9 protein-coding genes are annotated in these 9,801 nt (G+C 42.3%); 2 read left to right on the top strand and 7 right to left on the bottom strand.

Annotated features, from left to right (window positions below; translation table 11 throughout):
- On the top strand, positions 1-224 hold a 224-nt coding region (locus L5M29_RS08975), incomplete at its 5' end, for an integrase core domain-containing protein (protein WP_263167406.1).
- Between the two features lie 106 nt (positions 225-330).
- On the opposite strand, the gene L5M29_RS08970 is transcribed toward L5M29_RS08975, so the two are convergent.
- The 5 genes from L5M29_RS08970 to L5M29_RS08950 form a co-directional block, all read right to left on the bottom strand.
- Entirely contained in the window at positions 331-816 is a 486-nt protein-coding gene (locus L5M29_RS08970) for a DsbA family protein (protein WP_263167405.1), read from the bottom strand.
- Between the two features lie 184 nt (positions 817-1,000).
- A complete protein-coding gene (locus L5M29_RS08965) occupies positions 1,001-1,459 on the bottom strand; it encodes a hypothetical protein (protein WP_113940432.1) in 459 nt (152 codons plus the stop codon).
- Positions 1,460-2,100: 641 nt separating this feature from the next.
- Entirely contained in the window at positions 2,101-4,293 is a 2,193-nt protein-coding gene (locus tag L5M29_RS08960; protein ID WP_263167403.1) for a TonB-dependent siderophore receptor, read from the bottom strand.
- Positions 4,294-4,565: 272 nt separating this feature from the next.
- Positions 4,566-5,042 carry a hypothetical protein gene (locus L5M29_RS08955; RefSeq protein WP_105252512.1) on the bottom strand — a complete coding sequence of 159 codons (477 nt, stop codon included), beginning with the start codon at positions 5,040-5,042 and terminating at the stop codon, positions 4,566-4,568.
- Positions 5,042-6,211: a PepSY-associated TM helix domain-containing protein gene (locus L5M29_RS08950; RefSeq protein WP_263167401.1), complete on the bottom strand. Its 1,170-nt coding sequence runs from the start codon at positions 6,209-6,211 to the stop codon at positions 5,042-5,044. Before L5M29_RS08950 ends, L5M29_RS08955 begins: the two co-directional genes overlap by 1 nt.
- Before the next feature lie 461 nt (positions 6,212-6,672).
- Between L5M29_RS08950 and L5M29_RS08945 the strand changes: the two genes are divergently transcribed.
- Positions 6,673-7,635: a hypothetical protein gene (locus L5M29_RS08945; RefSeq protein WP_263167398.1), complete on the top strand. Its 963-nt coding sequence runs from the start codon at positions 6,673-6,675 to the stop codon at positions 7,633-7,635.
- Positions 7,636-7,777: 142 nt separating this feature from the next.
- Here the strand turns inward: L5M29_RS08945 and L5M29_RS08940 are convergent, their stop codons facing one another.
- Both L5M29_RS08940 and L5M29_RS08935 read right to left on the bottom strand, forming a co-directional pair.
- Positions 7,778-8,566: a CLCA_X family protein gene (locus L5M29_RS08940; protein WP_263167395.1), complete on the bottom strand. Its 789-nt coding sequence runs from the start codon at positions 8,564-8,566 to the stop codon at positions 7,778-7,780.
- A 174-nt stretch (positions 8,567-8,740) separates the two neighbouring features.
- On the bottom strand, positions 8,741-9,775 hold the full coding sequence (locus tag L5M29_RS08935) for a GGDEF domain-containing protein (RefSeq protein WP_263167392.1): 1,035 nt from the start codon (positions 9,773-9,775) through the stop codon (positions 8,741-8,743).
- Between the last annotated feature and the right edge of the window lie 26 nt (positions 9,776-9,801).

Genomic DNA, 9,801 nt, shown 5'->3' with positions numbered 1-9,801 from the left:
GTTGGGATAACGCACCAATGGAGCGTTTCTTTAGAAGTTTGAAATCTGAGTGGATACCCGTAAGTGGTTATGGGAATTTTACAGAAGCAGATAAAGAGATCACAAATTACATCACTGGATATTACAGTGAGACCAGACCCCATCAATATAATGGTGGGTTAACGCCAAATGAGTCAGAACGTTTATATTGGAATGACTCTAAAATCGTGGCCAATTTTACTTGACCACTACAGTTACCATAAAATATTTGTCTACCTTTGTCGATAATATAGCTTGGACTGCCTTGTAGATTTTGTTGTGCTGACTTTTGGTAGTTGCTCATTAATGCGGCTATAGCAGAACCATCATGAACGCTTGAGATGATTTTTTCTGTTCCAGCCCATAGAAATCAACCAGATCATAAAGTATTTCAAGCTTACCAATATCCAATGCGTCGATAAAAAATGCACTCCGAAATTTCAATGCCATATTGATACTGGTGTTTTTGTCATAGATAAGTTCAATGGCTTTAAGCACTAAATGAGCATTGGCCGACGTTGTCGGTCTGACTTCTGTCCATATTTTTGAGTTCGTGGGAACGTCATCACGGATAGATGCAGATTTATGTACATGCTCTGCAAAACCATTATATTGACCTTTCTGTTTCCATTGCGTCTCAATTTTTGTTTGAACATCACCAAATACATCGAGATAATGATATTTAAAATGAATTTTATTTTCTAACTTTTGATTTAACTCCTCAATACGTTGTTGTGCAACCCAAGCCCACACACAAAGAATATCAGAATAGTAATCAATGTTCAGGGGTTGATTCATGTTAATCCTTAATAATGTGGCAGTTTAAGTCATACACTCTAGTTTCAAGGCTAATCAATAATTATTGTGATGGCAGATCTACTTGTTACCCACATGAAGTCAAGATTTCAATATCTGAACTACAGAATAAATACCGAAGCTACACCGAGCAATAGGTACAAGGATGTGATTTTTAGCAGACATACTAGAAGTCATCGATTTGTTTCATATTACGTGCCAGTAATCGCTTTTCAGCTTCTTCAAGGGACAGTATATTGCTAAGAAATTCTGTTACGGAAGGTGCAGAACTGCAGTTTTGTAGATATTCAAACAGCCCTACAATATTTTTATGATACTCAAGTGTGGCCATCGCTATTTCATCCGTATCCATCCTCTTAAACGGATGTTCACCTATGGTGTTAAAAGGAATAGCGGTTTTTTCATAATAATGCCGACAATAAGTGTTAAGTGCATTGCTATTGCCATTATCTTCGAACTGTCTGATAACCAGAGCCATTTTTTGCTCGTGGGCTGAAATATACTCCAACAGTAATCCGCTTCTTTCGCTATCATTTGTAAGTGCGCAATGTGCCGCAAATGCATGCAGCTGTTGGTGTATATTTCTAGTCCATTGCATAACATCATAAAGCGTTTCTATTTGCATATTATTCTCCTCAAAACGGGAGTCCTTGGTCTTTACTGTGAAAAATGAATCACTTTTCTATGCATTGATGAAAATAAACTTACTAAACAAGCCTATATTTACTATGACATTATGTCTCATTAAAAGTGCAGTTTTGAAATGATTATTGACTAAATAGTCAAACACTTATGTCTATTATTAATGATATGAACTGTTAACAACTTGTCATCAACATAAAATACTTTATAAGTCCAACAACGGCTTAATTTATGTAACATCTGGTCTTTAGCTTAAAAAGCTGGCGATAAGCCATAACCTTGTAATGAGGCTAATGACATGAGTATACCTATATTTTTCTATTGACTCTGTTCGTTGCCGCACTGATTGTTGACAATACAATGCGCACAAGAAAGAAGGAAAACTACCAATATAATATGTGCCATTCCATAACTAGATTGAAGGGCATCATCTTCCCGCTTTCAGTTAATAACAGTATTAGATTTTGGAACGAACCATAGGTGAGCTAGCCCAATATTTACCGATGTCAGTACTGAGTCGTTAATACGCACTAAACGAGCCATCAAAATATTGGGAATAACAATAATAGAAGATATAAAAGGAGTCGCCGATAACTCGGCTACTCCTTTTATTTAGCGGAAAATTTAAAAGCGGTAATTAAAACTCAGGGTCACATTACGTGGGGTTCCGTAGTGATACACACTGTATGCAAGAGGCATATAGGATGCTGCAGACATATAGGCATAGTATTTTTCATCCAGCAGGTTTTCGAGATTTAGTTGTAGGTCCATATTTTCCGCCAGATTATAACGAGCCATTAGGTTAACTAGTGAATAAGCATCTTGCTCAATTACAACGCTACCATTTTGTGCGTAACTATCACTCTGCCAGTTAACGCCACCGCCAACAGTTAATTCAGGTAAATGATCGACAAACTGATAAGTAGTAAAGAGTTTAAACTGTTTGCGAGGGCTCGTGGTCTCAAGTTCTTTGCCTTCTGTATCTTCTGCGGTGAATTGAGAGTAACCTGCCGAAATATTCCAGCCATCAATAAACTCCCCCACAACTTCTAACTCAAAGCCAGTACTTTTAGTACCTTGTATTGCATAATAAGCACTTGTCTGACCATTTGCTTTTTGCTCATCCGTCGGCTCAAAGTCTGTATCTTGCTTAGCAAAATTATCCTGTTCAATCTTAAACAGTGCCACAGTGGTGTGCAGACGGTCGTCCAGATAAGCGCTCTTTAAACCGATTTCATAGGCTTTACCTTCGAGTGGATCCAGATAGTTACCGCTAGCATCTTGTTTATTCTGCGGATTAAATATTTCGGTATAACTGGCGTAAACACGATGCTCTTCGTTTATGTCATACAAGGCGCCAACATAAGGAACGAACACGCCATCATCACCAAAGTTAGTATCAGTACCATAACTGATCCCTTCGCGGTTCCAACTAGAAATACGGCCACCGGCAATCACTTTTAAATCATCGGTAAGTGTTAGCCGAGTTGCTGCGTAGAAACCTTTCTGCTCAGTATCCATATTCAACTGGCGATTGGCGTTTGTTGACCATTCAGGCTCTTCAAAGGCGTTGCTTTGCCAATCATAAAAGTTTTCAACTGCCTTTGAGTCCCAGCCCGTCATATTCTCACGGATGGGTTCATAGGTATCAGCATAGGATTTCTGTTTGCTGTATAAGGCACCAGTCACAAATTGATGCTCACGGTTAAAGAGTTGGTAATCGCCTTTCAACTGAAAATCGAAATTATCAGAGTTACTTTCACCATGGCTGTGATAACGCTGACCGCTCAAACCTGCACCGGTTTCTTTATTCAGCAAGCCAGACATATAGATCATTTTGGTGGTGGTTTCATATTCCATGCGATTATAGTTCGCCACCAACTGCCAACCATTGCTGAAATAATGGTTCAAGTTAGCAAAATAGTTGATGTTAGTCGTTTCCCAACGGCTCCAATCTGCCGCTGTTGTAGTAGAAACATCCCAATCAGTAGCCGAACCATCGCTGAATACTGCTGGTAACGCACCCCACATCGCTCCTTTGGGGTTGTTGTTATTGTAACTACCGCCAACGCGCAGCATAGTGTTGTCAGTAATGTCTGAATCAATTACGCCGTAAAGAATGGTCTTACGGTCTTGATAAAGATCCTGATAAGAATCGCTATTGACATATTTCGCGACCATGCGACCGCGCACACTGCCACTGTCGTTGAGGCCATTAGAAACATCTGCGGTAACTTGTTTTTTATCCCAGCTACCCGTAGCAACATCAACATAGCCCTTAAGTTCGTAACTGTCGGCATGTTTGCGCACTAGGTTGATTGAAGCAGAAGGATCCCCTGCCCCCGTTAGTAAGCCTGTTGCACCACGCACCACCTCTACACGCTCATACAGAGAGATATCAGACACAGTCTCACCTGCATCGCCCCCCAAACTCCAAGATAAAGGTACGCCATCAATCTGGTAATTCTGAACCGCAAAACCACGGGCCATAAAGCCATTTCGAACGTTATCTGTTTTAGATGAAGACAAACCTACTGTGTTATTAACCACATCAACAACGGTATTGAGTGCCTGATCCTGGATCCGTTCAGCGGTCAAGATGCTCACTGACTGTGGCGTTTCCTGCAGTGACAGCCCTAAGCCTGTGGCGGTATCAATGGTTCGACTCACAGTGTACTTGCCCATCACTGTTATTTTTTCAATATTTTGATCATTTGCATTTGCATCTGCAGCAGAAGACGGCTCTGCAGCCAAGACTGACAAAGGGTTTAATGCCAAAGTAATGGCAGACGCGAGAGGTAGTAGATAAAAGCGCATAGTAATTTAGGGAGTTTATTTAGGATGAACATACGGTAACACTATTGCGAATCACTTTCATTTGTATTTTGGTGATGTATATAACAAATTCATCATTTATTAATGAGGAATAAACGTCCCCGTTGTGTTTATGCCTTCAAAAGTGAGCGTTTACGGCGAAAAAGGTTATTCTTTAACCGTATTCGGTTAATCATTCTTAATCTACGCCACTAAAAGCGACCCTGAAATTATTACTCCATAGGATCGCCATTAGTGTTTAGCTTTTACCTCATTCAGTGTGTCTGTACTATTAGCTCGGCAGGCAGAGGCCACTTTGCCACTTGCCACTCACCTTGCCAATTCTCTATCGATATCCACAGACTATCTGCGGAGGTTAGTGTCTTAGTTGCGATGGCGTGTACGTGTTGGCCATGCTTATTACCGTGCAAAATACCATTCTCGCTGCGCTGTAAATCTGCTATTGGCAAAGCCTGCGTTCCAATATTGGCATAGCCTTGGCGTATATTGCCTACCTCACCTTTTTCAAAAACCAACATAAAATCTTTCACATAGTCATCATGATGTACATAGGGTGCTTTTAGATCTAAGGGTAAAGGGGCTATTTTAAATTCACCTAACTCTTGAGCCTGCCAGGCCGGTGGAAATGTAGGTGTTAGCGACTGATACAAAAACAATAGGGGGAGCAATAGAATAAACCCACTCAGTTTATATTTATTTTTTTGCCAAAAAGTTGAATGAATGAAAGCCATTAACGTACCTCCTCTAACCTATCTGCCACAGTACTGGGGGATCCCATTTTTTTAATTGCACGCACATTACGCAGTCCCCACATCATAAATCCTGTGATTGACATACCCGATAGGATCACCCCAAAAATAAACCAAATGATTTTTGTCCAGATACCACCTAAGGTACCGTAATGCAAAGGATCTGCGATATGCATTAGCGTTTGTATCCCTGTCATCGTCTCGGGTGATGCCGTTTTTGCAATCTCCCCCGTCCAAGGGTTAATGCTGAGGTTATAAGAATACTGATCGTAAAAAATGTGATCGCCGCTACCACTCAGATGATACATGTCACGATTATGCTCTGGTTTCATCACATAGCTTGGTTGAAAGTCTGGAAAGTGCGTTTGCGCTAATGTTAAGGCTTGTGCAAATGTCACGCTTGGATCTGCGGGATTCACATCACCCTTTTGGATAAAGGGCAATTGCTCAGCAGCAACCAATGGCGCATGTGGCTCGATATCAATATCTGCATGCCAAAAAATGGCTTGGACTAAATACCATAATCCGGTAACGGCCATAATCGTGATAAACCAAATAGACCACACACCAGACAATTTATGCAAATCGGCCAATAGTGTCTTTTTACCTTGACTCACACGCAATTTCGGAGCAAAAAAACTTCGCCAAAAACGTTTATAAACAATGAGTCCCGTCACTAAAGACGCGAGCATAAACAGCGCCATCGAACAGACAAGGTAATAACCCAAGCTGTAACCGCTTTGCCAAGGAAATAATAACCAAGCATGTAAAGATCTGATAAAACCGGCAAATGTCATGCCTTCATTAATCTGTTGTATCTCACCTGTGTATTGATTGACATAGGCCATGGCATAGGGTTTATCCGCGTCACTGAACATGATCACATTGACCATATAAGGTTCTAATGTCATAGCGCCAGAGACTGCCGCACTTGGGTAGGCTTCCTCAACAATCGTCATTAATTCACTAACCGGTTTTACGGGTAAATCATTAGGGTTCAACGCCCTCGATGCAGGATTAGTTAACCAAGTGATCTCATGACTCAGTACCGCAATCGTCCCCGTCAAGCAGATAAAACAAAATAACAACCAAATTGGGAGCGACACCCAACCATGCAACATAAACCAGAATCGGTTACTGATCTTCGCCATTTGTGACTTTCCTAACACTTATCGTATTTCGCGAGTGTAAAGGTAATGCAAATTGTTATCAATACGATGCGCTAGGAATTGTTTTCAATTAGAATGCCGGTCACAAAATACTATGATGGGGAATCATGATGGATAAAAACTTGTTAGCAGCGCTCATTTCGAGCCTATTGTTAGCGCCGAGTTCCAACGCCAAATAGCTTCTTACTACTCTAGTATCGATTTCTACAATCAAGGTTTTTTCGGCGAACCGCGAAATGTCGAACTTAGCCTGAGCTATAATTTTTAGTCTAATTGTTAATCGCCAATACCGCGCATCACTTTTATGCGCGGTATACCTAAAGCTAAACTATCCTGCGTTAAAACAGCATCCGGTAAACTTCAATGGATTAACCCTTTGGGCTCAGGGGGATAATCCATTACAATGAAGTCCATTTTGAGTTCGTAAAACAGATGTTCCGCCTATGCCTAAGTCTCACACCCACATGCATCAACATTTGCAGATGCCACATGCTAAATTAGATCTGCAAGCTCTAGCGGGCACCCTTGCCTTTGAGCAAGTGACCATTATTGGTAATGCTTCTGGCGATTGGCAGCCTGCGACCACAGGTACGACATTTATTTTTAACGGTACTCAATGGGCTAAAAACAGCAATGTAAATAATCAGATAGTAAATATCGCCAACGGTGGTTTTGCTGAATCAAAATATGCCTTTGTGGTACAAGGTCATCCACAAAGTGGTCTGCTTACCCAAGCCTTGACACAAGTCGCGATTGAATTAACCCCTAAACTCGGTTGCTGGCCTTCATCTGGGTTAACCACAATAGTCTTGATGCAGCAATTGTCTCAGCATGTGCAAGTGCAGCGGATGTCACTGTTTCCGAGTTTAGCAAGACCCAATGATTTACCGTCTGACGATCACTTACCTTGCATGGTGCATAATTGGTTAGGCGAACGACGGATTGCCCAGGCTTTGGTACCATCGCTCGACTGGCCTGAATTTAGCTTAGCGTCCGTATTTTTACCTCGCCTATCCGCAATAAACCAAATGCAACCATGCCAAGTCGCACCTAGGATAAACGCAGGTAATCCCTTTGATTTGCTTGAGCGTTTACAGGAATCGAGCTCATTAATCGCAGATGCGCTAAATCCAGCCACACGGCAGACGCAATTTGAATGGCTAATCACACTGGCGCATACACCCATCAACATTTGGCTGCAATTTGCTCATCCTAGCCAGCTCATCAATGCTGAAGCTTTATTTTTCAACCACATGCCAGAATCAAAACCCAGCTATTGGTATTTAATGGATACTCAGGCATCTCAATATCTTGATGCGATTCGCCATAGTTTGGCCTATTGTTGGCAAACGTTGTCGACTAAGCACACGAGCTTAATTGGCAACGAGCCTTCAAACGGCTCGTGACCCTCCCCCTGTGTCCACTACCATTCGCATTCAAAACACATTCAAAATACCTAAGGCGAATGTCGTTTTACATTTTGCCTTGCCCTCTAGCGACGCTAAATTAACCTCTGTTCAAATGCATGACTCAAAACGTCAACACACCCTAGTTAAGGGGATTTTTACCCAATGCGATCCCCAGCGGTTCAAAGTAATTGATCAGCGCCTGAAAAATCACTTGTCTGTGGGTCTCATCGGGATAAGCCCCCTCCTTTGCCATTGCTGAAAAACGGGTTCCCGACACTAAATACGGATTCGAAATATCAGTATAGGATTCAATACAGGCTTCAAATGCTCGCGCCATCATCTCCGTTGGCCGAGAGAAGTACTGCATCCCATGTTTTTTATCTAATGCAATCGCTCGGCGAACATAATCATGGGGCTCATCACCCTGCCCACTCAACAATGTCACTTTGAAGATCTCAGATAATCGAACATTTAATGGATGATCTATGATGGGCAGATCGGATAGCCAAAGATCGCTCGCACACTGAAACCGCTTATTAGTAGGTTTGAATGATTTAGCGGCAATATAATGGTCAAACGCATGCCAAAACTCATGGGCTAAAGCACCTGCACCTGCATTTTTAGCCAATGCCAACTCTCGGGTCGCGGGAGCATAATGGGCCTGAACGCCCTTTTGGCCGCCATGACCAAAGGCCAGGCTGACGGTTTCCCGCAGCCCTAAAGTCAAAGGTGGCAATTTTAAGATAAAGGCCAGATCGGCGAGCGAATCAAACACTAAATCCGCAGCAATGCGCGATTCATCCCGCGTCACCCAGCGGCCAACACGCACATGGCTAAAACCAAAGGTTTGTTTAATATCAAGAAAAGTGACTTGCTCACCAAATCGATAATCGGGTCCATGGCGGTTATATTGCTGATTGATTAACACGGCTTCCCTTGAACCCTATGCAGTGAGAGACACATTAAGCTGGCTATTTTAGGTGAAAATGCACAGGAACAAAACGCTGCATTAAGTGCAATATCAAGTTAAGAATAGAAGCCAAGCAGCGCTTACTCTTGGTTTGGTATCACGATGCTTAGATTTCGACAACTATTGGGCTAGCTAAGCTTTAGCCGTTAATATCACATCATCCCAAACCACGACACGATTTCGCCCCGTAGTTTTAGCGTGATACAAGGCTTTATCGGCCTCGGCCACCAGCTTTTCAGCATCTGAACGGCACTGACTCCCTATTTCAATCGATGAAGGCACAGACTGAAGCGCTAAAATACCGCTGTTTTCTTCGATGGCATGATGAGTCATTACAGGTGTTAACGCACTCACTCCTGCCGAAAATTGATAGTGAAAATCGGCGACTATCGCTGAAATATCTTCATTCGCAAGCGCTAACATCATACGCGTCACAATTTTCTGCGCGACATCGACCGACGTTTCTGGCAGTAATAGCGCAAATTCCTCACCGCCGAAGCGACCAAAGATATCGTATGGGCGCGTGCGAGCACTGATAAATTGGGTAAAATGCTGCAGTATCTTGTCACCCACTTGATGCCCATAGCGATCATTAACGAGTTTAAAATAATCGATATCCATCATGACAAGGCACAAAGGTAACTGTAGACGACTCAAGCGTTTGATTTCATGCTCTAACTGCTGGAAAAAATGCCGTCGATTGGCAATACCGGTTAATTCATCGGTGAGTGCGAGTCGATTCAACTCAGTCTGCGCATTCCTTAGGGCAAATTCGACCTGTTTTAACTGGGTAATATCGGTGCAAACAATGACCATATCGCCATTGTGATAAACCTGCTCAGAAAGTTGCAACCAGCTACCGTCGACCAGATCCACTTCAAAACGTCGAAAAGCTGATTTACGTTGATTCGCATGAATAAGTTCAAGCCATTCCTCTATGGTTTCATGATCAATTTTAGGCCCTTGCTTATGGGTAAAGGCAAAGTGCATCATGTCGTCAAAATGCCGGCCAGCCATGTCTTGATCAACAAAACCAAACATTTTCGCAAAGGTATGGTTATAAAAGATAAAATGATTGTGCTTGTCCAAAACAGCGAGGCCATTCTCGCTTAGCCGTAAGGCTTCGGTTAAAAAGGGGTAAACAGACTCAAGAGATTCTTTTTCCATCGATTATTCCTAGCAATGACGCTTTT

This window comes from Shewanella sp. SM95 (assembly GCF_025653595.1).
Taxonomy (GTDB): domain Bacteria; phylum Pseudomonadota; class Gammaproteobacteria; order Enterobacterales; family Shewanellaceae; genus Shewanella; species Shewanella oncorhynchi.
This window is presented reverse-complemented; position numbering and strand designations above follow the sequence as displayed.

Bases quoted from the DNA above. Each gene is read 5' to 3' on its own strand.
- L5M29_RS08960 (WP_263167403.1), bottom strand. From the start codon at position 4,293: ATGCGCTTTTATCTACTACCTCTCGCGTCTGCCATTACTTTGGCATTA.
- L5M29_RS08945 (WP_263167398.1), top strand. From the start codon at position 6,673: ATGCCTAAGTCTCACACCCACATGCATCAACATTTGCAGATGCCACAT.
- L5M29_RS08950 (WP_263167401.1), bottom strand. From the start codon at position 6,211: ATGGCGAAGATCAGTAACCGATTCTGGTTTATGTTGCATGGTTGGGTG.
- L5M29_RS08935 (WP_263167392.1), bottom strand. From the start codon at position 9,775: ATGGAAAAAGAATCTCTTGAGTCTGTTTACCCCTTTTTAACCGAAGCC.
- L5M29_RS08965 (WP_113940432.1), bottom strand. From the start codon at position 1,459: ATGCAAATAGAAACGCTTTATGATGTTATGCAATGGACTAGAAATATA.
- L5M29_RS08970 (WP_263167405.1), bottom strand. From the start codon at position 816: ATGAATCAACCCCTGAACATTGATTACTATTCTGATATTCTTTGTGTG.
- L5M29_RS08955 (WP_105252512.1), bottom strand. From the start codon at position 5,042: ATGGCTTTCATTCATTCAACTTTTTGGCAAAAAAATAAATATAAACTG.